At 58.6% G+C, this 26,042-nt stretch carries 17 protein-coding genes; 6 read left to right on the forward strand and 11 right to left on the reverse strand.

What is annotated here, in order from left to right; genetic code table 11:
• Positions 1 to 43: 43 nt before the first annotated feature.
• Positions 44 to 1,492 (reverse strand): serralysin family metalloprotease, encoded by a 1,449-nt coding sequence (locus J3D54_RS23900; RefSeq protein ID WP_253423476.1) that lies wholly within the window; start codon positions 1,490 to 1,492, stop codon positions 44 to 46.
• Positions 1,493 to 2,004: 512 nt separating this feature from the next.
• Between J3D54_RS23900 and J3D54_RS23905 the strand changes: the two genes are divergently transcribed.
• Both J3D54_RS23905 and J3D54_RS23910 read left to right on the forward strand, forming a co-directional pair.
• Positions 2,005 to 3,036 carry an NAD(P)-dependent alcohol dehydrogenase gene (locus J3D54_RS23905; RefSeq protein ID WP_253423479.1) on the forward strand — a complete coding sequence of 344 codons (1,032 nt, stop codon included), beginning with the start codon at positions 2,005 to 2,007 and terminating at the stop codon, positions 3,034 to 3,036.
• A gap of 316 nt (positions 3,037 to 3,352) precedes the next feature.
• Positions 3,353 to 3,628: a DUF1652 domain-containing protein gene (locus tag J3D54_RS23910; protein WP_253423482.1), complete on the forward strand. Its 276-nt coding sequence runs from the start codon at positions 3,353 to 3,355 to the stop codon at positions 3,626 to 3,628.
• 61 nt (positions 3,629 to 3,689) lie between these two features.
• Here J3D54_RS23910 and J3D54_RS23915 read toward each other — a convergent pair whose 3' ends face one another.
• The 3 genes from J3D54_RS23915 to J3D54_RS23925 form a co-directional block, all read right to left on the reverse strand.
• Positions 3,690 to 4,883: a cystathionine gamma-synthase gene (locus J3D54_RS23915; protein ID WP_253423485.1), complete on the reverse strand. Its 1,194-nt coding sequence runs from the start codon at positions 4,881 to 4,883 to the stop codon at positions 3,690 to 3,692.
• Positions 4,880 to 6,256 carry a cystathionine beta-synthase gene (locus J3D54_RS23920; RefSeq protein ID WP_253423488.1) on the reverse strand — a complete coding sequence of 459 codons (1,377 nt, stop codon included), beginning with the start codon at positions 6,254 to 6,256 and terminating at the stop codon, positions 4,880 to 4,882. The genes J3D54_RS23915 and J3D54_RS23920 overlap by 4 nt, the downstream gene beginning before the upstream one ends.
• Before the next feature lie 178 nt (positions 6,257 to 6,434).
• Entirely contained in the window at positions 6,435 to 8,909 is a 2,475-nt protein-coding gene (locus tag J3D54_RS23925) for a UvrD-helicase domain-containing protein (protein WP_253423491.1), read from the reverse strand.
• 278 nt (positions 8,910 to 9,187) lie between these two features.
• Between J3D54_RS23925 and J3D54_RS23930 the strand changes: the two genes are divergently transcribed.
• Positions 9,188 to 9,883 carry a pirin family protein gene (locus J3D54_RS23930; RefSeq protein WP_253423494.1) on the forward strand — a complete coding sequence of 232 codons (696 nt, stop codon included), beginning with the start codon at positions 9,188 to 9,190 and terminating at the stop codon, positions 9,881 to 9,883.
• Positions 9,884 to 10,122: 239 nt separating this feature from the next.
• Here the strand turns inward: J3D54_RS23930 and pgm are convergent, their stop codons facing one another.
• From pgm to J3D54_RS23950, 4 genes are all read right to left on the reverse strand, one after another.
• Positions 10,123 to 11,769 (reverse strand): phosphoglucomutase (alpha-D-glucose-1,6-bisphosphate-dependent), encoded by a 1,647-nt coding sequence (pgm, locus tag J3D54_RS23935; RefSeq protein ID WP_253423497.1) that lies wholly within the window; start codon positions 11,767 to 11,769, stop codon positions 10,123 to 10,125.
• A 70-nt stretch (positions 11,770 to 11,839) separates the two neighbouring features.
• A complete protein-coding gene (locus J3D54_RS23940; protein ID WP_253423498.1) occupies positions 11,840 to 13,276 on the reverse strand; it encodes a PLP-dependent aminotransferase family protein in 1,437 nt (478 codons plus the stop codon).
• A gap of 67 nt (positions 13,277 to 13,343) precedes the next feature.
• On the reverse strand, positions 13,344 to 14,834 hold the full coding sequence (locus J3D54_RS23945; protein WP_253423501.1) for a hypothetical protein: 1,491 nt from the start codon (positions 14,832 to 14,834) through the stop codon (positions 13,344 to 13,346).
• Positions 14,835 to 15,424: 590 nt separating this feature from the next.
• Positions 15,425 to 16,447, reverse strand: a complete 1,023-nt coding sequence (locus tag J3D54_RS23950) for a zinc-dependent alcohol dehydrogenase family protein (RefSeq protein WP_253423504.1) — start codon at positions 16,445 to 16,447, stop codon at positions 15,425 to 15,427.
• 268 nt (positions 16,448 to 16,715) lie between these two features.
• On the opposite strand from J3D54_RS23950, the gene J3D54_RS23955 reads away from it, so the two are divergent.
• Positions 16,716 to 17,630: a LysR family transcriptional regulator gene (locus tag J3D54_RS23955; RefSeq protein WP_253423507.1), complete on the forward strand. Its 915-nt coding sequence runs from the start codon at positions 16,716 to 16,718 to the stop codon at positions 17,628 to 17,630.
• 79 nt (positions 17,631 to 17,709) lie between these two features.
• On the opposite strand, the gene J3D54_RS23960 is transcribed toward J3D54_RS23955, so the two are convergent.
• Both J3D54_RS23960 and J3D54_RS23965 read right to left on the reverse strand, forming a co-directional pair.
• Positions 17,710 to 20,853 (reverse strand): efflux RND transporter permease subunit, encoded by a 3,144-nt coding sequence (locus J3D54_RS23960; RefSeq protein ID WP_253423510.1) that lies wholly within the window; start codon positions 20,851 to 20,853, stop codon positions 17,710 to 17,712.
• The gene (locus tag J3D54_RS23965) at positions 20,850 to 21,959 is read right to left on the reverse strand and encodes an efflux RND transporter periplasmic adaptor subunit (protein ID WP_253423514.1); all 1,110 of its coding nucleotides are present in this window, start codon (positions 21,957 to 21,959) and stop codon (positions 20,850 to 20,852) included. The genes J3D54_RS23960 and J3D54_RS23965 overlap by 4 nt, the downstream gene beginning before the upstream one ends.
• Positions 21,960 to 22,178: 219 nt before the next feature.
• On the opposite strand from J3D54_RS23965, the gene J3D54_RS23970 reads away from it, so the two are divergent.
• Together J3D54_RS23970 and J3D54_RS23975 are read left to right on the forward strand one after the other, a co-directional pair.
• Positions 22,179 to 23,639, forward strand: a complete 1,461-nt coding sequence (locus J3D54_RS23970; RefSeq protein WP_253423516.1) for an efflux transporter outer membrane subunit — start codon at positions 22,179 to 22,181, stop codon at positions 23,637 to 23,639.
• 132 nt (positions 23,640 to 23,771) lie between these two features.
• Entirely contained in the window at positions 23,772 to 24,557 is a 786-nt protein-coding gene (locus J3D54_RS23975; RefSeq protein ID WP_253423519.1) for an SDR family oxidoreductase, read from the forward strand.
• 111 nt (positions 24,558 to 24,668) lie between these two features.
• Here J3D54_RS23975 and J3D54_RS23980 read toward each other — a convergent pair whose 3' ends face one another.
• Positions 24,669 to 25,928 carry an outer membrane protein transport protein gene (locus J3D54_RS23980; protein WP_253423521.1) on the reverse strand — a complete coding sequence of 420 codons (1,260 nt, stop codon included), beginning with the start codon at positions 25,926 to 25,928 and terminating at the stop codon, positions 24,669 to 24,671.
• Between the last annotated feature and the right edge of the window lie 114 nt (positions 25,929 to 26,042).

Here is a 26,042-nt window from a genome sequence, read left to right on the forward strand (position 1 = left end):
CAGAGAGCGACGCGTAAAGCGCCACCCTCCTTTTTGCCTTGAATCAGGCCACGATGTCCGAGAACGCCGCCTGGCCAACGGTGCTGACCAGGAAATCAGCCACGCCGTGCCCGGAGAAGTCCACCGACAACAGGCTGTTGCCGCCCGAAGTGCTCAACACTGCATCGCCTGCCGCCCCGGTGAACGAGTTCACGAAATGCAGGCCCGCGCCCTTGGTGATGCCGGTCAGGTCGATCTTGTCCAGGCCGCTGACAAAATCGAGGATCTGGTCGACCGCACCTGGCTTGGAGTCGCTGCTGGCCGCAAACACGAAGGTGTCCGAACCCGAGCCGCCCCACAGTTTGTCCGCACCGCCCGCGCCGAAGAGGATGTCGTTGCCGGCACCGCCTTTCAGCTCGTTGGACACGCTGTTACCGATCAACAGATCGCTACCCGAACCGCCAATCGCGTTCTCGACAGTGACGCCTTTGGCGATGGACACGTTGCCCACTAGGCCGCCAACGTCGGAGAACGAGGCTTCATTGAGGTTGATTTTCTGGTTCTGGGTAAAGCCGGAGAAGTCCAGAGTATCCTTGCCGCCCGCATCCCACACCGAGAACACGACTTTGTCCGACGACGAAGACGCGCTCAGGAAGTCGCGACCGGCGTTGGAGTTGAAGCCGTAGGTGGTGTCACCGGTACGGGTGGTGGTATTGGCACCGTAGAGTTTCTGGATGGCCGCGATATCGTCCATCAGCGGGCCGGAAGAATAAGCTTCCACGCCGCCCTTACTGAAGTTCTGGTCGGTATTGCTTTCACTCCAGTAGCTCATGACGCTGTAACCGCGGGTGTCTTGCCCGTAAGTCGCGTCATTGTAGGTCGGTGCGCCTTCACCGGCGTTGTAATCGCCAGGGTGCGCCAGGCCCAGGGTGTGACCGATTTCGTGGGTCAGGGTCTGACGGCCGTAGTTGTTCAGGTCCGGTGTCTTGTTCGGCGTGTAGCTGCTGTTGGTCAGGTACCACGAAGTACCGTCATAACCGGCGCCCGTGCCAGGCAGATAGGCGAAAGCCGCTGCGCCATCCTGACCACCGCTGTAGTTACCGAAGGTCATATGGCCGTCACCGCCGGAGGACTTCTCGGTGAAGGTGACGTTGGCCACGTCGGCCCAGGATTGCATGGCGAGCACGGCCTGGGCTTTCTGTTGCGTATTGAACTGGCTGAACCCGGTAATGCCGTGCTTGTTCATGGTGCTCGACGAGGCCGAGGTCAGGAACGTGTAAGTGAGTTCGATTTTGCCGCTGCCGTCCTTGTCCTGGTAGGCAGCGCCGTCACGCAGCAGCTGGGTAGCGGCCTGGTCGACGGAGAAGGAGGGTTTGCCATTGACCGTGAGATTGCCACCCCGGTCATACTGATGGCTGAAGCTATCGATCTGATTGTAGGCAGAACTGAAAGCAGCCAATGGTGCAAAGGCCTGTTCGGCAAGATCAATAGCGTTGTCTTTTACTTTCGACATAAACACACTTCCTTGTTTAGCAATGGAACAGTTTTTGTCCGATACGACAATCTCTGGCGAGATCGTCCTATCACTCGCCCAATGAAGGCGTATAAAAACTGACACAATTCGAAATCAAACGTCTACATTTTTTTGACGTCAAATTGAACTGTTTCGTAGAACGCCCGCAAACATTGCTTGCGCTGTCGAAAGATTGTTTGTAGTTGAGGTTTCCAGCCTGATTGTCCGACAATTTCGTATTTAAATATTAAATATAGGTAAGTTGCTTTTTTGTTGATGAGTTCTCGTTTTTTGGATTTATTAGTATCTGTGCCAGTTTAAATTAAACATCCAGTTAGTTGCAGCAATGGCCGAAGACAGAACTCCGACTGCCGGTCAATCCCAACACCGTCCTCAGATCATGCTCGTCATTGCGGCCTGCTAGACTGATTACGCCTTGGCTGCTGGTCAGCATTGCCAGACCACCGCATCCGAGCGGCCAAAGCACCTGTCTCTTGATCTGGAGGTATCCCATGAGCGACAGCACCGAACTCACAACTTTCACCGGCTGGGCTGCAACATCGGCAGGCGCTTCACTGGAGCGCTATAGCTACGATCCCGGTCCATTGGGAGACGAGGAGGTAGAAGTCGCCGTGGAGTATTGCGGCGTCTGCCACTCCGACCAGTCGATGATCGATAACGAATGGGGTCTGAGCCACTACCCGTTTATCCCTGGCCACGAAGTGGTCGGCAGGATCGTGCGAGTGGGCGCACAGGTACGCGGTCTCGACGTGGGACAACGGGTGGGCATTGGTTGGTACAAAGGCAGTTGCATGCATTGCGCCTCGTGTATCGGAGGCTCCCACAATCTGTGCAGCACCGTCCAACCCACCATCGTTGGCAGCAACGGAGGCTTCGCCGATCGCCTGCGTTCGCACTGGGCCTGGGCGCTTGCGATACCGGACGGACTCGACCCGGCCATGGCCGGCCCCCTGTTCTGCGCCGGCTCGACGGTGTTCAACCCGCTGGTGGAATTTAACGTCAAACCTACTGACCGGGTCGGTGTCGTGGGAATCGGCGGCCTCGGTCATCTGGCGCTGCGTTTCCTCAACGCCTGGGGCTGCGAAGTCACGGCCTTTACCTCGTCGTTGAGCAAGCAGGACGAAGCCAGGCGCCTGGGGGCACACAACGTGTTCGCCTCTACCGACATTAACGCGTTGAAATCCATTGCCGACACCCTGGATTTTCTCCTGGTCACCGCCAACGCCGATCTCGACTGGCCGACCCTGCTCGGAACGCTGCGCGGCAAGGGTCGCCTGCACTTTGTTGGCGTCGTGCCTAGCGCTATTCCAGTGCACGTATTCAACCTGCTTCCCCAACAAAAAAGCTTGTCCGCCTCGCCGGTTGGCTCGCCCAGCACCACGGCAACCATGTTGGAGTTCTGCGCTCGTCATCAGATCTTGCCGCAGGTCGAGCACTTTCCCATGAGCCGGATCAACGACGCCATTGATCACCTACGCAGTGGCAAGGCGCGCTATCGCGTCGTGCTGGATGCCAGCAAATGACAGATTGGCGCGCCGAGTAACACCGCACGCGCCCCACGGTTGACGGACCCACTCGGTATCGCGCTGAAGAATCGAAGTTCTGTCCGGGCTTCAATGACCAAAGGGATGCCCGGCAATGCTGGCCTTTGGCCGAAATGCCGGTCTCTCATGACCTGCGTCAAAAAAAATTGAACCAATCGCTAAACGGACTGAAAAATTACACATGCTTTTCACATCCGGGTGCTACTTTTAAAGACAGTCACCGGTTGAGCCATTGAAGGCTCTTCCCTCCTAACATGAGCTAAAGGAAGCGCTCGATGAAGAAGGCGGGCAACACATGAATCAAGGTTCATTCAGTAAGGTCACTTTTCCAAATGCCTGCCAGCTGATGCGCTGGCATTTTCATCCCATGGGTTTCGAGGCGACCATGGATGCACCGGGCAGCATGGTTGCTCGTCTATTTGACCGAGCCAGCGGCGAAACCATGATCGCCATTGCCGGTATTCCTTGTGCAACGGTTATGAATGCCGCCGATGTAGAACGGATTATCGAAGCGGTTGAGGATGAACTGGAAGCGTTCATTCCACCTGTGGCGCTCAGGAGTTATGCCTGACGATCGGCACCCGACACAAAGCCCGCTCATGGATTTAGCGGGCTTTTTGTAGCAGCTGCTACTAGGAATGCGTCGCCGCAACTTGCAACAAGGCCTGGGCCAGATCGGCGCGCAGGTCTTCGACATCCTCCACCCCCACAGACAAACGCACCAGCGCATCGCTAATGCCGAGCTGCGCGCGTGTTGCTGCAGGAATGGTGGCGTGAGTCATGATCGCCGGGTGCTCGATCAGGCTTTCCACCCCGCCCAGGCTCTCAGCCAAGGCGAAGATCCGCACACTCTCCAGGAAACGTCTGGCGCCCGCCAGGTCGCTGTTCAGCTCGACGGAAATCATCCCGCCGAACCCGCGCATCTGCCGCCGCGCCAGTTCGTGCTGCGGGTGCGAAGGCAGGCCCGGATAATAGACGCGTGCCACTTGCGGCTGACGTTCCAGCCATTGCGCCAACTCCAGCGCGTTGCTGCAATGACGCTCCATGCGCAGCGCCAGGGTCTTCACCCCGCGCAGGGTGAGAAAAGCATCGAACGGTCCGGCGATCGCTCCCACTGCGTTCTGCAGAAAACCCAGGCGCTCGGCCAGATCAACGTTTTGCCCGACCACCGCGATGCCGCCGATCACGTCGGAGTGACCGTTCAGGTACTTGGTGGTCGAGTGCAGCACGATATCGAAGCCCAATTCCAGCGGACGCTGGATCCACGGGCTGGCGAAGGTGTTGTCCGCCACGCAGATAATGCCTCGCTCGCGACAGATCCGCGCGACGGCGGCAAGGTCAGTCAGGCTTAACAACGGATTGCTCGGCGTCTCGACCCAAACCATCCGCGTGTCGACCTGCAGCGCCGCTTCGAAGGTCGCCAGATCAGTCATATCGACGAAGCTGAAGCGATGCCCGGCGCTGCGCCGGCGTACCCGTTCAAACAGTCGGAAAGTCCCACCGTACAAATCATTGCCAGAAACGATGTGCGCGCCAGCGTCGAGCAGTTCGAGCACCGTGGCGATCGCCGCCAATCCGGAGGCAAAGGCGAACGCCTGGGTGCCACCCTCAAGGTCTGCCACACAACGCTCCAAGGCGAAGCGCGTCGGGTTGTGCGAGCGCCCGTAGTCAAAGCCCTTGTGCACACCGGGGCTCTGCTGCGCATAAGTGGAGTTGGCGTAAATCGGCGGCATCAGCGCCCCGGTGGTAGGGTCCGGCGTCTGCCCGGCATGGATCACACGGGTGGCAAATCCGCGTGGCGCGGCAGTTTCATCGTGCTGACTCATGCGAGGGATCTCCTTAAGTGATTGAGCATGTCGACGCGAGTAATCAGGCCGTGGAAGCCCGAGGTGTCGGCGATGATCGCCACCAGCCCACGGTCGAGCACCGCCTCCAGTTCAGCAAGACTGGCGCCGGGAGGCAGGGTTTCGAGCTTATCGGTCATCGCGCTGGTCACGGTCATGCGAAAGTGCGTAGCGTCTTCGTGCACGCCAAGCAGGATGTCGGACTCGTCGATCACCCCGACCAACCGCTGCCCATCCACCAGCACCGGCAGTTGCGATACATCCGCCAGGCGCATGCGCTGGAACGCCGTGAGTAAGGTGTCGTCAGGCCCCACGCTGACCACCCGGCCATCCTCGAAGCGCCGGGCGATCAGGTCACGCAAATCGCCGTAACGTTTGCGCGCAAGCAAGCCTTGGTCGTTCATCCACTGGTCGTTATAGACCTTCGACAGGTAGCGGGTGCCCGTGTCGCAGACGAAACTGACCACCCGCTTCGGCTCGGTTTGTTCGCGGCAGTAACGCAGCGCCGCCGCCAGTAAGGTGCCAGTCGAAGAACCGCCAAGAATCCCTTCGGCGCGCAACAATTGGCGGGCATGATCGAAGCTTTCCTCATCGCTGATCGAATAGGCCTTGCGCACACTGGAAAGGTCGGCAATCGATGGAATGAAGTCTTCGCCGATCCCCTCCACCGCCCAGGAACCGGGCGTACCAAGGGTGCCGCTGCGGCTGTATTCGGCCATCACCGAGCCGACCGGATCGGCCAGCACCATTTCCAGATTCGGTTGTACGCGCTGAAAGAAACGGGTCAGCCCGGTCAGTGTGCCGGCCGAACCGACGCCGACGACGATGGCATCCACATCATGCTGGGTCTGCGCCCAGATCTCCGGCGCAGTGCTGCACTCGTGGGCCAGCGGGTTGGCCGGGTTGTTGAACTGATCGGCGAAGAATGCGTCGGGAATGTCTTTGGCCAGCCGCGCAGCGACGTCCTGGTAATAATCGGGATGGCCCTTGCCGACGTCGGAGCGGGTGATGTGTACTTCGGCGCCCATCGCCTTGAGGTGCAGCACCTTCTCGGTGGACATCTTGTCCGGCACCACCAGCACCACCCGATACCCTTTGGCGCGGCCAACCAGTGCCAGCCCCAGACCGGTGTTGCCGGCCGTGGCCTCGACGATGGTGCCACCGGGGCGCAGGCGACCATCGCGCTCAGCGGTGTCGATCATCGCCAGACCGATACGGTCCTTGATCGAACCGCCAGGGTTCTGCGATTCGAGTTTGAGAAACAGTGTGCACGGGCCGGTATCGAAGCGGCTGATACGCACCAGCGGCGTATTACCGATCAGTTCGAGCACGGCGGGACGGGAGTTGTTCGGCATGTCGTCACCTCGCTGCGGTAATCCGCATTTGGATGGACAGCAACCGGCGGCCAGTCAAACGCGCCAGTTGCAAGCAAACCTTCGCTTGGACCTTAGGCCGGGATTGCGCCCCCCGCAACTTTTCGCAGCCCGTCGGTAGCGTCGTTGCCTGAACGCCACTGCCGACGGCTTATCGGTTTCAGGCAGAAACTTTTCCCTGACGATGATCGGCAAAAAACGCCTTGCCCTTGCCGATCCGGTCGGAGGCCTTGGGCATATTCGCCGCTTGGGTATCCTGACCATCGACATACCAGTAGCAATGGCTCACCGCCCGAGTGATGCCCACGTAGGCCAGTCGCAGGATCTCGTCCTTCTGTGCGCTGTCGTAGGGCTCACTGTCGCCGGCCTTGCCGAGTCCGGCCATGCGATAGACCTGATTTTTGTAAGGCGAACTGGTCAGATGCTGGCAATCGCCCAGCAGAAACACCGCGTCAGCCTGCAGCCCCTTGGCGCTGTGATAGGTCAGTTGCTTGAGCCTTCGCGCGTCGTACGGCAAGCTAGAATCCACATTAACTACAGACTGAATATGCTCCTCTATCAATGACTTATCGCTACTTTTTCGATAAAGCATCAAGATTGAATCGCCTTTTTTATAGTGCTCGATCAAACGCTGGGCCATGCCCTGGTCATCCCGATCGAGCACATTCACCGGCAGCAAGGCCTTGGGTTCACCGCTGGCCTTGGCTTTCTTGCCGGCGATTGCCGGTGCAGCCCGGACGATATGCTCCGCCGCGTCGATGATGTGCTGATGGCTGCGGTAATTGTCGCTGAGCATCACCTTGGTCGTGCTCGGCGACGGGAACTCCTTGTTGAACTCCATGAAGTAGCTCGGCGAGCTACCACGCCAGCCGTAAATCGATTGCCAGTCGTCCCCCACACAAAGCAGTGACGAACGCTGCGCCCCGCGCCCTACATGCATGGCCGGGCCACGACTGCGGATCTCGGCCAGGCTGGCGCGAATCCAGGAAACGATCTGCGGCGACACGTCCTGAAACTCGTCAATCATCAAGTGCGACATCGGCCGGAGCAGCTCATCGCTGAGCAGCTTGAGATTCTCCGGTGAATGCTCGCTGAACAGGGCAAACATCCGGTTGTAGGTCATCACGGGTGGCGATTGATCCAGCAGATGATCTTCCAGCGCTCGCCAGAACAGGCTCAAGGCCTCGAAGAAGAATCGGTCCGGATCATCCTTGGCGAAACTCATCTGGCCCACGGCATTGGGCACATCCAGGCCGAGGTTCTCGATAAACCCGGCCGCCGCGACAAAACAGTCCAGCAACGGCGCGGAAGCAAGCTCGCCCTTGACCTTGTAATCGAAGCCCGGCCCGGCGCTGGCGTCACCGGCGAGAGACGCCAAAACACGCTTTGAAGATTCATAACTATCAAGCCATATCAATGGCTTACGACAGAAAGCTTGAAACAAGGTGCGCTTTACAGCCCACTCCGCACGCACGGTAAGCTTGGCATTCGGACGGCTGACCTGCGGGTTTTCCCGAGGGTCGAAACCCAGTACCACCCAGGCATCCAGCGCAGGAATGTAGCCGTGGCAATGGAAGGTCGAGCCGTTGATGTCGAAGGTCTGACGATTCGGCTCAATGCCCTTGATCGGCCAGGCGCCGGCGCGAAACCACAGGTCCTCGAGGGTGTCGCACAGCTCTTCATCGCGCTTAGCGGCCAGTTCAGTCACCGCCATGCGTTTTTGCACGTCCGGGTGATCGCGCTCCAGCTCCTTGAGCTGCAAGGCATGACGAGACAACGGCTTGATCAATTCACGGAAACGCTCATCGCGGCTGTGCAGGTTGTGATAGCAGGCGTTGAGCGGCTGGCGCTGGGCGTCGTTGATTCGCAGGTCGAAGGGATTGCTGTCGACCTCCTCATCGGCACCCTGCACGCGCAAGCTGAGGTTTTCGAAAGCTTGCAGGCGCTCGAAACCCGGCAGGCTGCGCACCATCGGCAGGATCCGCGAATGGAAGGTGCGCACCAAGTCCCGCGCTTCTTTGAAGCTGAGTGCCCGACCCCACACGGCAAACAGTTCGATCAGCTTATTGATGAAGTCCTTGCGCGACTCGCGGGTGAAAGTCACCACGGTCATCGAGCTCAGCTCAAACCCCAGGTAATGGCTGAGCAGCAGGATTCGCAGCACCAGGGTGGTCGATTTGCCCGCGCCTGCCCCGGCAATCACCGAGGTGGACGGTGTTTCGCTGAAAATCATCTTCCACTGGGCAGCGCTCGGCTGGGCATGCGCAGGCAGCAGTCGCGCCACGTCAGCCTTCATGCGCCTCTTCAGCTCGGCACTCAATGGCAGGCGCCAATCGTCGAACAGGTTGTCATCGACGTTGGGCGGCCGATGCTCGGTGGAGCGCGAGTCGCGGATCAGCAGAACCTGCCGACCTTCCTCCAGGCCCTCGAGCTTGCCTTCTTTATAGCCATACTCCACACCGGCGCTGTGACCACTGCGAAAACCGTCGGCTTGACCATGCAGCCAGGACGCACGGTGTTGCGCACGCAGGCGGGTCAAGCCGTGGCCAAAGAACCGGGCGGCCAGGCGCTTGAGCAAAGGCATCTCGGCCAAGGGACGAAGTTCAGGAGGAAGATCAGGTGTGTGTTGCGGCACGCAGGCGGACTCCAGTGTGTGAGGCTGTCGGGGCTATGGTGTCTGCATTTGCCATTGAGTTCTAGTGAAATGCTTACAGGTCATTGGCTTATGCGATGAAGTGAAGGCTGGATGAGAATTTTTCGAGGTTATTTGATATCGATTAATTCGATTTAATTGAGGCATTTTTTACGCTTTTTATCGATCAGTACCTGATAGATGATGCTCACCATCAACCACCGGTTCTCGTTTGTGGCTCAGACGTTCTGCCCCATGACGAACCTTTTCAGGAGACGATCATGCTTGAACTCAGACCTTTCAACTCCCTGGGCGGCGCGCACCATGGCTGGCTGGATGCTCACCACCACTTTTCGTTCGCCGAGTACTACGACCCCAAACGCATGAACTGGGGCAACCTGCGGGTGTGGAACGACGATGTGATTGCCCCCGGCACCGGGTTCCCGCAACACCCGCACCGGGACATGGAAATCATCACCTACGTTCGTGAAGGCGCGATTACTCACCAGGACAACCTTGGCAACAAGGGTCGCACCGAGGCCGGTGATGTACAGGTCATGAGCGCCGGCACCGGGATCGCCCACAGTGAATACAACCTGGAAGCAACCGAGACCCGGATCTTTCAGATCTGGATCATCCCCAACGAAACCGGTTTGGCACCTTCGTGGGGGGCCAAACCGTTTCCCCAAGGTCAGCGCGAAGGTTTCGTGACCCTGGCCAGCGGCAAGGCCGGCGACGATCAAAGCCTGCGGATTCGTGCCGATGCGCGTCTGGTGGCCGCGAACCTTAAGGCTGGTGAGTCCGCCGAGTATCACCTGGACAGTGGTCGTCGTGCGTATCTGGTTCCCGCCACCGGCGTCATTGAAGTCAATGGCTTGCGTGCACAAGCTCGAGACGGGGTCGCGATTGCCGATGAGCAAGTGTTGCGGGTGACTGCGATCGAGGACAGCGAAATCGTTTTGGTGGACGTGGCTTGATGCGGTAAATCCGTGCGCAAAAAAGGGGCGACCGTTGATGGTCGCCCCTTTACGTGCAGCCATTGTGGTGAAGGGATTTACTGTGGCGAGGGGGCTTGCCCCCGTTGGGTTGCGAAGCGACCCCAAATCAGGTCATCACAATTCTTCAAACTGACTGCATGCACCTACTCTACGACTGCTTCGCAGCCGAACGGGGCGATGCGGCGTTCCGACAAGCCCCCTCGCCACAGGGCCTTCAATCACTTCGCAGAGATTGCGCCATCCACCAGTGTCTGAGCCTCGGCCACCAATTGCTTGAGGTGGTCGTCACTGACAAAGCTTTCCGCGTAGATCTTGTAGATGTCCTCGGTGCCCGACGGCCGCGCCGCGAACCAGCCGTTCTCGGTCATGACTTTCAGACCGCCTATGGCCTGGTCGTTGCCCGGCGCGTGGCTGAGGATGCTCTGGATCGCTTCGCCCGCCAGTTGAGTCGAGGTGACCTGGTCTGGCGACAATTTGCTCAGCAGTGCTTTCTGCTCAGGATTGGCCTTGGCATCAACGCGTACCGAGAACGGCTCACCCAGTTCATCGGTCAACGCGCGATAGGCCTGGCTTGGATCACGGCCCGTACGAGCGGTCATTTCAGCGGCCAGCAGCGCTGGTATCAAACCGTCCTTGTCGGTACTCCAGACACCGCCGTCCTTGCGCAGGAACGATGCACCCGCACTTTCTTCACCGCCAAAACCCAGGGAGCCGTCAAACAGACCGTCGGCAAACCATTTGAAACCGACCGGCACTTCGTACAGACGACGGCCCAGACGTTTGGCCACGCGATCGATCAAGCCGCTGCTGACCACGGTTTTACCCACGGCCGCATCGGCGCGCCACTGTGGACGGTTCTGGAACAGGTAATCGATCGACACCGCGAGGTAGTTGTTCGGCGCCAGCAAACCACCGGACGGGGTCACGATGCCATGGCGGTCGTGATCCGGGTCGCAGGCAAACGCCACGTCGAAACGCTCTTTCAAGCCGATCAGGCCTTGCATGGCATAGCTGGACGATGGGTCCATGCGGATCTGCCCGTCCCAGTCGACGGTCATGAAACGGAACGTTGCATCAACCTGTTTATTCACCACTTCCAGGTCCAGGCGGTAGTGCTCGGCAATCGCCGACCAGTAGCGCACCCCTGCTCCGCCCAGCGGATCGACACCCAGACGCAGCTTCGCATCGCGGATAGCGTCGAAGTCGATCACGTTGATCAGGTCAGCGACATAGGTGTTGAGGTAATCGTGACGATGGGTAGTGCTGGCCTTCAGGGCCTGCTCGTAGCTGATGCGTTTGACGCCGGCGAGCTTGGCTGCCAGCAACTCATTGGCCTTGGCTTCGATCCACTTGGTGATGTGGGTATCGGCCGGGCCGCCGTTGGTTGGGTTGTACTTGTAGCCACCGCTTTGCGGCGGGTTGTGGGACGGCGTGATGACGATGCCGTCCGCCAGGCCTGAAGTGCGCCCGCGGTTGTAGCAAAGAATCGCATGGGAAATGGCCGGCGTCGGCGTGTACTCGTCGCCTTCGGCGATCATCACGGTCACTCCGTTCGCTGCCAGCACTTCCAGGGCGCTGGCCCCGGCCGGCGTGGACAGCGCGTGGGTGTCGATCCCGACGAACAGCGGACCATCGATGCCCTGGGCTTCGCGGTACAGGCAGATCGCCTGGCTGATGGCCAGGACGTGCCATTCGTTGAAACTCAAGTCGAACGAGCTACCTCGGTGTCCGGACGTGCCGAAGGCGACGCGCTGGGTAGAAATGGCTGCATCGGGCTGCCCGGTGTAATAGGCCGTTACCAGTCGCGGGATGTCGACCAACAGTTCTGCCGGTGCCGGTTTGCCCGCAAAAGGACTGAGTGTCATGCAAAACCTCTGAGAGAGAGTGGTTCGGAATATGAACGCAGTTTACTGACAGTTTGGCCATAGCGCGACGTTATCGATTGTCAGGTTCCGAGGATCCCTGGCGACTCGGCTCGATCGATTCCAGACGCAAGGCATCCCCCAGTTGCCCCAGAGCAGCGACGAGCTCGTGATCGCCACCGAACGTATGACTCAGGCGCAAGTGCTGCGCGTGCAAGCCCTGCAGGCTGAACAACTCCCCCGGTGCGATGACCACTTGCTGTTTGAGCAGCCGCTGGAATACTCGATGCACATTGACCTGGCGCAACGAGCGGATCCAGATCGTCGCTCCGCCCTGGGGTTCGACGAAATGCAGCGCATCCGGCAGGCGCTCCTGGAGCAGTTGGGTCATCAGCACCATGCGTTCCTTGAGCAGTCGACGCAACACCAGCAGGTGTTGATCGATGCGTCCGTTGCTGTACAGCCGTGCGATGGCTTTCTGACGAATCAGCGACAAACGGAATGCCCGCAACAGAAAGTGCCGTTGCAACTCGGCACGCAGTTGCCGCGAGAGCAGATAACCAAAGGGCGCCTCCGAGCCGATGATTTTCTCGAAAGTGGAAAACACGATCAGCCGATCAGGGTCCAGCAGGTCGCGAAACCGCAAGCCGCTCGGCTCAAATTCGAGCTCACCGTAACAATCGTTTTCCAACACCCAACAGCCATGCCGTTCCAGCAGTTGCGCAATGGATTGCCGGTTGCCGTCAGGCGCCACACTCCCGCGCGGCATGTTCAGTCCCGATGAAAGCATCACCAATCGCACCCGCTCGGTCTCGAGCAGTTTTCTCAGCTGTTCGAGATCCAGGCCGCCACAGGCTTGCAGCGGCAGCTCGACAACCTGCACGTCCGCGTCCTGAAACAAGCGCAGAATCACCCAGTCGCACGGCGACTCGACCACCACCACCGCATCTTTGAGTTCAAGGACGGCGATCAATATTTCAAGTACGCCGCGCATATCTGCGCCGATATAGACATCATCGGCATGCCAGCAGCGCGTCGGTGAAGTGGTGTAGCGTGCCGCCAGGGCCGTGCGCAGTTCCAGCTCGCCGCAGGGTTGCGAAGACGGTTGCGGCTGGCGTGGATACTGGCGCAGCAATTCTCTCTCCAGCAACAATAACGGGCTGTCCAGAGGTTGTAACAACGCCGGCTCATCGGCGCTCAACACCAGCATGCCGGGGCGCCTGGCGTTGACATAGACTGTTTCGAGCAGGTCTTTGCCGCTGCCGGGCAGGCCGATGGAGGACACCGGCAGTGCGTAATAGCCCGACTTGGCAACCGAATAGATGCGTCCCTCCTTCTCCAGCAATGAATAGGCGTATTGAATGGTCGAGATCGACACACTCAAACGATCCGCCAACTGCCGCAATGAGGGCAGGCGCACTCGCACGTCACTGCCCGGTTCATTAATCAGATTGTTCAGGTAGCGGTACACCGCCTGGTACGCGAAATCGGAATCTCGTGGTCCTTTCATGGGTGATGACCGAACACGCTACGAACGTCATGACGCACTCTTGATGAATCCGCCAAACCAGGAACGTTCACTGGCCCGTCGACCATTCGCCAGTCACTGCCACTTCACTTTCAAGGTCCATGCCTTCATCTCGCACGCCCACGTCACCGCTTTCCGTGCCAGGCCCCCTACCCTCGTCCCATACCACCGGCCCCATGCGGTAAAGCGTACCGATCAGGCTGACCGGCAACCCGCTGACATCAACCATCCACTGCAGAACCTGCTCGGGTGCCGGGCCGCCCTGCATCGCCCGGTGCAATTCCGGCAGCGCCACCAGCATGCCGGGGTGGCACTGACGGAGAAAATGCTCCAGTGCCGCGCCATTATCGACAAAAGGGGCGAACAGCAGACACACCAGTTGGGCTTCACTCAAACCGAGATTCTTTTGTGCCTCGGCCGTCGCCAATCCACGCTGATCGGCCATTGTCAGCGGATTGCCGAAGGTCTCCATGGCCTGCTCGCAAAAACGCTCGGGCAACTGTTTACGGCGCATCATCAGCAGCGCCCGTTGCAGGTACTCGATGACGCCCTCCTCGTAGGTGCGACCGTGTACAAAGCGCGCTTGCAAGCCGCGAAGGTGTGCGGATATCGACAGACTGACATGGTCGTTATCGCTGAGTTGAGCCGTCAGTTCGTCAGGTTGAAACCCGAGGAAGTCCGTGAGCAGCGGCCAGCGCTCTTCCAGGTTGCTGACCAGCATGTCGTGAATGTCGATGAAGGTCGTGCGACGGCAGGCTTCAAAGCGGTCGGCAGGACGCCATGCAGCCTGAACAGAGTCGGGATAGAACTCGCGATAGCAATCACTGCCCAGCTCATCGAGCCGCGCGAACAATCCCTCGTAGCTCGCTTCATGGCGGCTCGGCGGCTGAAGCCCGGCCTTGGCTGCGGCGCGGTTCAAACCGTCGAGAAACTGCGCCTGCCGACGAGGTGAATCGCTACTGACCATTACATCGACGCCGTTGTCCCAGCGGGCGATTTGCCCATAAAACTCTCCCGTGGCCAGGTACCCGTCGTCCCACAACTCGAGCGGCCCGTTCCAGGCGCGACGGTGCCCGACCATCAGTAGATTGAGCCGATTCGTCTCTCGGCCGGCCTCGGAGATTGGTCCCAGGTGATTGAACGGCAGGACTTCACGATTATCGACCATCAACATTTCGACCCGGGGATCGTCGTAGAGAAACAATGCGCTGCTACTGTGATGGATGTTTTCCAGCGCTGTCGCAGCCGTGCCATTCAAGCGCAAAGTGGCCACTCGCAGCCGAAACGTCGCTGGTGCCCGACCGGCGATACTCAGTTGCGCGGCGCGCAGTAGAGCCAGTGTGTAGCAGCTGTCGCGGGACCCGGACTGGATCGTAAGCACCTTGTAATCGCCGATACGCTCCATACCTCCAGCCGACACCACCAGGCGCTGAATCATCAGTTGCAATGCCGTGCGCTCGGCGCGAGAGAAAAAGCTCAGCAAACGCTGCAGTACTTGTTGATAAACATAATTCATTGCCTGTTCATGGGTATGGGTCATCATTGTTTACCTGTTACTCATAAGTTCAACGCCACGCAAACAATTACATGGACTGCGCGTCGGATTGCCTGTCATGAATGGGGGGGCCGGGACTGTTATCAAATGCTAGCACTTAAGCATTGTGTAATTATTTGAAATGGTTGCATGTCCCCGGGGGACTCAAGCAGCGCCGGATCGCCGCAGCGCCCAGCGTGGCTGGCGTTCTTCGGACTCGAGCGATTTCCTAGGAAATTTCCGACAACATCCCACAGACATGTAATACAAGAAATAAAGAAAGAAGTTGCCAATAAATGCATGAGTGTCGAGCGACGTCGAATTATTTGTTGAGCATGTATTGCCGATGCGCGTTGAAAAGTTTCAACCTGATACCCAGCCATGACTCTTTCCTTGAGATGAAATAATCATTCAATTATCAGGGCTTACATAATGATTAGAAGATACAGATCGAGAGCAAAAACCAGTTCAGTTGCTGAACCGCCCCACCGAGGGATCAATGGGATGTCTCATTTTGGAGGTTTTGACAGCGGAAAAGTCCATGCTTGCACGGACTTTTCCAGAGGGGCTTATACAAAGAGGCTCGTACGAAGAGCTCAGGCAGGTTCGACCTCAAGGGCGACTCGTTCGCGACATGGGCATTCGTCCATGTAGCGGTGCGCTTCGACAAACTGGGAAAACGGGAACACCCGAGTCTTGAGCGGCAGCAGCACACGGTCCGCGGTCAACTGGTTGATATCGCGCAGCGCACGTTGCAGCGCCGCCTGGTCCTGGAGGATGCCCAACTCTGGCTTGCCGGTGAAGTTACCGATGCAGTGCACGAAGAACTGAATGTTCTTCTGGAACGCCGCACAAGCCGGAAATGGTGTCTGGTTACCGCCTTGCAGACCATAAAGCACCAGGCTGCCGCGAGGCGCGAGCACATCGCCGAGCATTGACATCTGCGGACCGCCAAGGCCATCGAACACCACATCGACGCCACGGTTATCGGTAATTTTGTTGATCCGCATCAGCAGATCTTCTTCTTCGGTGACGATGACTTTCTCGGCACCCAGTGACAGCAGGTATTCACGCTCGTCTGCGGTTTTGGTCGCAGCAATCACGCGCACGCCGAGGGCTTTGCCCAACTGTACGAACGACGGCCCGGCGCAATGACTGGCGTCGGTCACCAGAGCGAATTGCCCGGGTTTGACGCGCGCCAGATCGGCATAAGCAAAATAGGCGATCAACAACGGCGTGTAGTGCACGCTGGCTTCGACCGGACTGAGCACGTCCGGGTAGCGGGTCAGTGCCGAACGCGGCAGAACGATCTGTTCGCCGTAGACTGGATAGTCGTTGGGGCTTTCGGCCGGGAAACTGGCGACCTTGTCACCGACAGCCAGGTCATCGACACCCTCGCCAAGCGCCGTGACCACGCCGGCCATTTCATGACCCAGGCCTGAAGGCAGGCGAGCATGGGACGAAGCCAGGTTCTGGCGCCAGAGAATGTCGTACCAGCTGATGCCAATCGCCTCGACACGCACCTGCACTTCGCCCGGCGCAGGCAGAGCAGCCGCATGCTCTTCGCATTTGAGCACCTCGGCTGGACCAAACTTGTGAAAACGGATCGTGCGGGACATCGCAAACCTCGTCAAAATAACCTCTAATGCCCTGAACTCTATCTGGGCTTTCTACCCAAGACCATCAGTGGCCATTAATAGTCGACATGCCTGTCATTGATTCCGCAGCGACGGCGACATCATCCAATGCCGTAAAAACCGAAGCAGCCTTCCAAGGAAAACTGAATTACCCTGTGCAGAGTACCAGTCTTTCCCCGTAAGATTCACGCCGGCCATTGTTCTCATATGGTCGCTCACGTCAAGTTTGCTGAATCTGCCAGGACTCCAGATGAATCGTAATGACCTGCGTCGTGTCGACCTGAACCTGTTGATCGTTTTCGAAACACTGATGCACGAACGCAGCGTGACCCGCGCTGCGGAGAAATTGTTCCTCGGCCAGCCGGCCATCAGTGCGGCGCTCTCGCGCCTGCGCGGGCTGTTCGATGACCCGCTGTTCGTGCGCACCGGTCGTAGCATGGAACCTTCCGCCCGGGCGGTAGAAATCTTCGCCCTGCTCTCGCCGGCCCTGGACTCGATCTCCACCGCGGTCAGTCGTGCGGCGGAATTCGATCCGGCGACCAGTACCGCGGTATTTCGCATCGGCCTGTCGGACGATGCCGAGTTCGCGTTGCTGCCAATGCTGCTCAAACGGCTGCGTGCCGAGGCACCGGGCATCGTGTTGGTGGTGCGTCGCGCCAATTACATCCTGATGCCGAACCTGTTGGCCTCGGGCGAAATTTCCATTGGTGTCAGCTACACCGCCGACCTTCCGGCCAACGCCAAGCGCAAAGTACTGCGCCGCAGCATGCCGAAACTGTTGCGGGCCGACACCGTGCCGGGGCCGTTGAGCCTGGATGATTTCTGCGCCCGCCCTCACGCACTGGTTTCGTTCGCGGGTGACCTGAGCGGCTTTATAGATGAAGAGCTGGAGAAACTGGGGCGCAAACGGCACGTGGTGCTGGCGGTGCCGCAATTCAACGGGTTGAGCACACTGATCAGCGGCACCGATATCGTGGCCACCGTCCCGGATTACACCGCCGAAGCGTTGACCGCCGCCGGTGGTGTCCGGGCAGAGGATCCACCGTTGCCGGTGCGCAGCTTTGAATTGCACATGGCCTGGCGTGGGTCGCAGGATAATGATCCGGGTGAGCGATGGTTAAGGTCGCGGATTCAGATGTTTTTCGGTGACCCAGATAGTCTGTAACAGATCTCCAACAAACTTAAAAAACCTTGAACCCTCTTCATTTTTCAGGCGACGCCCACTAAAAGCAGCACGCTATGGCCTACGGCTGAAGAACGACGAGAGGACGGGTGGCGTCCTCTCCTCCAGGCTCGTGTGCTACGTCACTTTCGCTGTTCAGTTGACCCTTATTGTCAGGACGGATCTTGAACCAGATGGAGTACATCGCTGGCAGGAACACCAGCGTCATGATGGTCCCGACGAATGTGCCTCCAATCAGCGTGTAGGCCAGCGTCCCCCAGAAGACGGAGTGTGTCAGCGGAATGAATGCCAGGATGGCCGCCAGCGCTGTCAGCAGTACCGGGCGGGCACGTTGGACCGTGGCTTCGACCACTGCGTGAAACGGATCCAGCCCTTCTTGCGCGTTGTGATGGATTTGCCCAATCAGAATCAGCGTATTGCGCATCAGAATGCCCGAAAGGGCGATTAGACCGACTAAGGCGTTGATACCAAACGGCTGCTGGAAGATAAGCAATGTCGGCACCACACCAATCAATCCCAGAGGCGCGGTGAGGAACACCATGATCATCGCCGAGATCGAACGGACCTGCACAATGATGATCAGCAGCGTCATGGCAATCATGATCGGGAACAGCGGCAACATCGCTTTACCGGCCTTGCCCGACTCCTCGATTGCACCCGCCTGCTCGATCCGGTACCCGTCAGGCAGCTTGTCGATGACCGGCTGCAGCTCTTTCATGATCACGCTCGAGACGTCCGGTGGCTGCATGCCTTCGGCAATGTCACCGCGCACGGTAATGGTCGGCGTGCGGTCACGACGTCGGAGGATCGGATCCTCCATACGCACGTCCACTTCCCCTACCTGGGACAGCGGAATACGCTGGCCCGCCGTGCCCACCAGCGTAAAGCCTTCTATCCTGGCGGGATCGAGCCGGATATCACCCGCTGCGCGACCAACCACCTGCACCGAGCGAATGTCCTCACGAACCGCGGTGATCGGTACCCCCGCGAGGAGAAACTGCAGTTGCTGCGCGACTGAGTTTGACGTCAACCCCACCGCCTCCAAGCGATCCTGATCCAGAGCAAAATGCAGCGTCGGCGTCAGTGGCCCCCAGTCAGTGTTGACGGTCCTCATCATCGGGCTCGACTGCATCACGTCCTGTACCTGGCCCGCGATCTCGCGCAATTTTGACGGATCAGGCCCCATCACCCGATAGGCAACAGGGAACGGCGAATACGGACCAAACACAAGCTGAGTTACCCTGACACGCGCTTCTGGGGCAAGTCCCTCAGCAGCGGCCTCGCGGAGACGGAACTTGAGGGCCTCGCGCTCCTCCTGACTGTCCGTCAGCACCACAATCTTCGCGAAAGACGGATCGGGGAGTTCCGGCGCCATCGCCAGATAGAAGCGCGGCGCGCCTTGCCCGATATAGGCCGTGACGATTTTTGCCTCACCCTGCTTTTGCAGCCAGGCCTCTATCTTGGCGGTGGTGGCGCTGGTCTGCTCAATGGAGGTTCCATAAGGCATTTGTACTTCAATCAATACCTCTGGACGGTCCGAGGTCGGGAAGAACTGTTTCTTGACCAGGCTCATGCCGAGAATCGCCACGACAAACGTAGCGATAACAGTACCGGCCACCAGCCATTTGCGAGCGATGACACGCGTCAACACCTGGCGGAAGCGGTTGTAATTTCGGGTGTTGTAGATGGCCGCGTGACCACCCTCGACCTTCTTGATGTTCGGCAACATCTTCACACCCAGGTACGGGGTAAAGGCCACCGCAACCACCCAGGAGGCAATCAGGGCAATGCCCACGATCCAGAACATGTTGCTGGTGTACTCGCCGGCTGTCGACTGCGCGAAACCGTTGGGCATAAAGCCGATAGCCGTCACCAGCGTACCGGAAAGCATCGGTGCGGCGGTATGACTCCAGGCATACGCGGAAGCTTTGATGCGGTCGTAGCCCTCCTCCATTTTCACCACCATCATTTCGATGGCAATGATGGCGTCGTCCACCAACAGTCCGAGCGCCAGAATCAACGAGCCAAGGGTGATACGGTCAAAGTTCTTTCCAGTGGCCGCCATCACCACAAACACCACAGCCAACGTCAACGGCACAGCCGCAGCGACCACAACGCCTACACGCCAGCCCATGCTGAGAAAGCAGACAAGCATCACCACAAGCAGCGCGACGAAAAATTTGACCATGAACTCGCCGACGGCCGAACTGATATTTACAGATTGATCGGTGACCTTGGAGAGCGTCATGCCCAACGGCATGCCTTCATTGATCTTGACCGTCTCCGCGTCCAACGCCTTGCCCAGGTCAAGACCGTTCCAGCCCTCACGCATCACGATCCCCAGCAACAAGGCCTCTTCACCGTTATTACGCACGAGAAAGGTTGCCGGATCTTCATAACCACGTTCGATCGTCGCCACGTCCGAGAGCTTCAGCGTCCGCCCCTGAACCGCAATGGGTGTGTCACGAATCTTCTGCACCTTGTCGAAGGCGCCATCCAGCCGGAGGAAGATTTGTGGCCCGTCGCTTTCGATCGAACCGGCAGGCGTGAGCACGTTCTGATTGTTCAGTGCGGCAAAGATGTCCTGAGGCGATATGCCCAAGGTGGCGAGGCGATCATGAGAAAAGGAAACAAAGATACGCTCGGGTTGCTCCCCAATAATGTTGACCTTCTTCACGCCCGGCACATGCAACAGTTGTTGGCGCAACGACTCTGCATCACGTACCAACAGTCGCTGCGGTTCGCCTTTGGCTTTCAGGGCGAAAAGCGCAAATGTCACATCCGAAAACTCGTCGTTGACCATTGGCCCGATGACACCCGCCGGCAGCTTCCTGGCCTCATCGTCGAGCTTTTTACGCGCCTGATAGAACTCCTCCTGCACTTGCGCGGGCGGCGTGCTATCGCGCAGTGACACCATCGTGAAAGCGAGGCCAGGACGGGTGTAGGTTTCCGTGCGGTCGTACCATTTCAGTTCTTGCAGGCGTTTTTCAAGTGGCTCTGCTACCTGATCCTGCATCTCCTGCGCCGTGGCGCCCGGCCACGCGGTAATGACCGTCAACTGTTTGACCGTAAACGGAGGATCCTCCGCGCGCCCCAGCTGGAAGAACGACAGGATGCCCGCAACGGCGATCAGGAAGATCAGAAACACCGTGATGGAGCGCTCGCGAACGGCGATCGCGGAAAGATTGAAGCGCCCCTCGCTCATGGATGACTCCCGGCAACCTTGACGTCACCCGGTTGAGCCAGTCTCACCTCCTCACCATCGCGCAGCAGATGCGCGCCTAACGCTACAATCTGCTCGCCGACCTTGAGGTCGCCTGCGACTCGCGCTGCGTCGTCGCTCAAGCCCAGGACCTGAACAGATCGCCAAGTCACTTTCGCCGGTGTACCGGCGATGACCCACACGCCAGTGCCTTGGCCTGGGTCATAAACGGCAGCGATCGGTACTTGCAGCCCCTGCCCTTGCGTGGTGCCTTCGGCGATCCGAAGCGTGACGGTCGAACCTAACGGCGCATTGGCCAGCGCGCCCTCAAGCACATACCGCGCCTCGAAGGTGCGCGTCATACGGTCGGCCGAGTCAGAAAGCAGCCTCAGCTTCGCTGTAACAGCACCCGTGGTGTTGCCATAAAGCGTCGCCTGCGCAGTGGATCCTGCTGTGGGGCGTAGCGTCTCGGGCAAGTGCACGATGGCTTCGCGCTGCCCGGCCCGCGCCAGTCGAACCACGGGCTGTCCCGGGCTGACAACTTGTCCGGGCTCGGCGAGCGTCTCCACCACAACGCCGTCGGAATCCGCAAACAGCACCGCATAACCAGAAGCATTGCGAGCCACGTCAGCCTGCGCTTCAGCAGCGCTGAGCTGCGCTTTTGCGGTATCCGCTGCGGCTTTGATCTGGTCATAGGCCGATGCAGAAATAGCACCTGCGGCGACCAGGTCGCGATATCGCGCCTCGTCATCTGCAGTCTGCTTGGCTCGGGCCCGAGCGGCGATGACTGACTCTTGCTGTGCTCGCGCCTGCAACCCCAGGTCGATTGGGTCAAGGCGCATGAGTGGCTGACCACGTTTAACGGTCTGACCGGTGTCAACCAGACGCTCAAGTATCTTGCCTGATACCCGGAAGCCCAGGTCGCCCTGGACGCGGGCAGCCACGACGCCAGTGAAAGAACGTGAGACGTCGGACGAAGCCTGAACCGCAGAGGACCTCACCAGAGGGGCTTGCGTGCGTGGATCTTCAACGGTGGATGAGTCACCACACGCCGTCAGGACGAGAGGCAACAAGCAAGCGGCAATGGGGACAGGTCGAAGCCGGCGCATAGGTTCCCTTACTTAAAAAATAGGACAGGCACCACATTCTCAGTCTGGTGACCATTACTGTCAATGGTCACATATTATGAAATGCCAAGCCCCTCGGCCTAAGCACCAGAACCACCGCACATATTGAGCCAATTCCGAACATAGCTCAAAGAGCGTCGATTGACAGAATGTGACCACAACGTAATATGGTCACAAACATCCTCGATTGAAGGTACCTCAATGCCTCCCCTCCGCCCCATTGCTCTCTTGGTGAGTGCCAGCTTGATGACAGGTTGCGCGGTCGGTCCGGACTATCACCGTCCGGACGTCCCACTTTCGAACCATTACTTGGGGCAGTCTGCTGTCGAACAGAGGCCTGGGGCGACGCCGGCCAGTCTTGTCGCCTGGTGGGAAGGCTTTGGTGATCCACTGTTAGCCGACTTCGTCTCCAAGGCACTTGAGCAGAACCTGGATCTGGCGCAGGCGTCGGCGCGAGTCACGCAGGCACGGGCAGGACTGGGCGCTGCAAATGCCGCTTTACTGCCCTCAGGGAACATCAGCGGACAGGCCGCGCGCTCCTACCAGTCAATCGAGACGCCGCTCGGCCAGGTGTTGAACTCAACGCCTGGCTATGATCGGTACGGAAGCTCCTACGAGGCCAACCTCGATGCCAGCTGGGAGGTAGATGTCTTTGGCGGATTGCGCCGCGGACGCGAGGCTGCTCTGGCCGAGTACCAGGCTTCCCAGGCCGGCGTCGCTGCCACACGATTGGCCGTCGCTGCACAGACCGCCGATATCTACATCACTATCCGCGGACTGCAGACCCGGCTAGACATTGCGAATCGGCAAGTCAAAACGCAGCAAGAGGTGCTAAAGAAAGTCCAATTACTCTACGGCAAGGGCCTCGCTGCCAACTATCAGGTTCACCAGACTGAGGGAGCGCTATCGCAGGTCCAAGCGACAGTGCCAGTCCTGCAGACCGGCCTGGATGCTGCCATGAATGCGCTGGATGTAATGCTCGGCACGCCGCCAGGCACTCACCGCACACAACTGGCAAGTGCGGGGAGCATTCCTGTAGCGCCGCAGTTAAAGGCGACGGGAACGCCGGCCGATTTGCTGCGCCGCAGGCCAGACCTCCTTGTGGCTGAGCGCCGTCTTGCGGCCTCAAACGCACGCATCGGGGAGGCGATTGCTGAGTACTACCCGAAATTATCCCTTAGCGCATTACTGGGCAGTGCCACGGCTGTATCCGCAGGCAACCTTTTTACTGGCGGCGCCAGCCAGTCGGCGGGCGTATTGGGACTGCGCTGGAGACTCTTCGACTTCGGTCGCATAAACGCCCAAATCGACCAAGCCAAGGGACAGGAGGCCGAAGCCTTGGCCGCTTACCGCCAGTCCGTCTTGCGCGCCACCAAGGATGTCGAGAACGCTTTCTCCGCACTGGTGAATCGGGAAGCCCAGGCAACCACCCTCACCGGGGGTGAGGCGTCTCTGACACAGGCTCGCCAATCGTCGTTCATTGCCTACGAGAAAGGCACGGCCAGCCTGATCGACGTCCTGCATGCCGACGAGACGATGCTGCAGGCTTCCGATGCTCGGGCACAAGCACGAACGGAATCGGCACGGGCAGCGGTCGCGGCATTCAAGGCGCTCGGTGGTGGCTGGCAGCCTCCCGAAGCCCAGCCCGTGGCGACCCGATGACTTGAAACGTGACGTGGCACTTAATGCACCCCCTCCTCTTTCAGCTACTACCCAATCCGAGAGCGGGTTCGCTCACCGACTGACGCGGTCAGCGGCCAATTGCTCAATAGAAACCAACCGGAGAACAACGAAATGAAATCGAACGAGAATTCCTGGGTGCTCATCACCGGTGCATCAAGCGGATTTGGCGAGGAGTTTGCCCGGCAATACGCAGCGCAGGGGAAATCTCTCGTCCTGGTAGCACGGAGACTGAGTAAACTCGAAGCGCTATCGGTGGAGTTGCACGAACGTTTCGGTGTTGATGTGATCGTCGAACAAGTAGACCTGTCCTCGATCCCGGCGATCATCGAACTGCACGAGCGGCTGAGCGAGCGCAATATAGTGATCGATGTACTCATCAACAATGCGGGTCATGGATTGCAGGGGCCTTTCCTGGATCAACCTCTGGATGAGTCCCTGACCATGATTGATTTGGATATCGCCAGCCTGACAGCCCTGACACGCCTTTTCGCGGCCGACATGCGAGCCCGCAAACGTGGCCACATCCTGATGGTCGCCAGCTTGCTGTCCTTCCAGGGCGTGAAGAATTTCGCCGTTTACTCTGCCGCGAAAGCCTATGTTCTTCGCTTCTCTGATGCGCTTCATCGTGAACTGAAAAATGACGGCGTCGTCGTTACCGCACTTTGCCCTGGGATGTCAGATACCGGATTTGCAGAAAGCGCCAAACAACGGATCACACCGGCCTTAAAAATGGTGATGATGCAGCCTCAACCCGTCGTGCGTGCAGGAATCCGTGCGCTGCAAGCCGGACGCATGAGCGTGGTGCCGGGTTTTGGCAACAAGGCCATCACCGTCTTGACGTGGGCCACTCCACGTCGGTTTCATCAGAGCTTGATGGCGCAGGTGATGGGAGTCTGAGGGGGCGAAAAAGAGGCCTTTTACCTCAGGGGAAAGGCCCGAGATGTGCTCTTAACGGTCGGGAGGCAACGCCTGCTCCCGACAGGACATTCATCGTGTAACAGCACTCAATTAGAAGCGGTAACTAGCAGACGTACCGAGCCCGCTCGCACTGTTCTTATATCTGGCACTGTATGCACCTCTATTCGCAGAGGCATCGTTGATCTGCACGCTCTCCTCCCATAGGTAGGAATAAGCAACATCGATCGTGACATTGTCCGCCGGAGTCCAGCCAGCACCGAAGCTGATAACCTTCCGGTCACCCGTAGGAATACGTGGTCCACGGTTGGTGTTGTTGGTGGGCGACTGGTCGACCGAGAAGCCTGCGCGAAGTACCCATTGGCTGTTCAATTTGTACGCCGTGCCGATAGCGTGAGCCCACGTATCATGCCAGTTCTGTTCTTCGATAATAGTGCCCAGCGAGCCGTTCAACAAAGGGGGTAAACCAGTGTTCTCGATGGTTAATTCTTTAAAGCGACTCCAGCGTGTCCAGGTACTCCCCAAATATAGAGTCCAGTCATTACTGAGCTGATGAGTCACCGAGAAGTCCACAGACTCTGGGGTATCCACATCCAGCGAAGCGTCATAACTGCGGCCGCTGACCCCCAACACGCTAAAGATGCCGTCGGTGACTTTGGTCTTGGCGTCCAAGTGGTAACTGACCTTGGAATGGTAGGTCATTCCCAGGCGGGTTCGGTCTGTAGCCTGCACCAGGATACCGGCGTTGAAACCGAGGGCCGTGTCGTCGCCCGTGCTTTTAAGTTTTCCGTCATTGCGACCTGGGCTAAGTGGATTGGGCACCATCCCGGACAGCTCACCGGTGATGCGGTTGATGGTCGGACCGAACCCGATCGAAACTTTGTCGTTAAAGGCATAGCTGATGGTGGGCTGGAACGTAAGGGTCGTGACCTCACTTTTGTTGGCGTAGTAACGCCCGGCAAAACCGCTGCCATAGTCAGTCATCAGACCGAAAGGTACATAAAACCCTACACCGAACGCCCAATGCTCATCGATGGGTTTGACGTAGTAACCCATAGGCACTGTAGTGGTTGGCACCATGTCACCGTCTTCCTGGCCCCCGAATGTACTGCGGGTTTGGCTTATGTCGGACTTAGCGAAAAGAGTCGCAGCCCCCACGCTGACCTGCTCCCTTTTCAAGCGAGACATGCCCGCAGGATTACCGAAGACCGTGCTCGCATCTTCAGCGGAGGAAGAGCGACCGGCAAACCCGGATCCCATCCCACTGATGCTTTGTTCGTTGAGAGCGAAACCACTTGCAAACACATTTGAAGATGCGAGCACGACTGCGAGGCCAAATGGGCTCTTGAGCACTATTTTTTCATTATTTGAACTCTATGGGTATCACTGAGATGAAGCAGTGGAAGTAACGGACCACATGCTTATTCATGTGACCAATTCCGTCAATGGTCACATAATGAATAAATG

It is taken from the genome of Pseudomonas sp. GGS8, assembly GCF_024168645.1.
In the GTDB taxonomy this organism is placed as follows: domain Bacteria; phylum Pseudomonadota; class Gammaproteobacteria; order Pseudomonadales; family Pseudomonadaceae; genus Aquipseudomonas.